We start from the raw sequence: 252 nt of genomic DNA on the forward strand, positions 1-252 counted from the left end.
ACACCTTTACCCCTGCCGCCAACTATAACGGCAGCGTGCCGGTGATCACTTACACCTTAACCGATGGCTCGGGCGCGACAGATACCTCGACCCTGACCTTGACCGTCACCCCGGTGAACGATGACTTCAGCGATGATAATGAAACTCGCAGCATCGTCGAGGACAGCCCTGAAGTCAGCGGCAATGTGATTGATGGCAGCAGTGTCGATGGCGATCTCAGTATCACCACCTTCACCATTGCCGGCGACAACA

The 252-nt window shown here is 56.0% G+C and carries 1 protein-coding gene; it reads left to right on the forward strand.

The window, feature by feature from the left end:
• Nucleotides 1–252, forward strand: a 252-nt coding sequence (locus K5R16_RS22400) for a cadherin-like domain-containing protein (RefSeq protein ID WP_220740643.1), incomplete at both ends; no start/stop codon positions are given.

The organism is Shewanella sp. c952, assembly GCF_019654975.1.
In the GTDB taxonomy this organism is placed as follows: domain Bacteria; phylum Pseudomonadota; class Gammaproteobacteria; order Enterobacterales; family Shewanellaceae; genus Shewanella.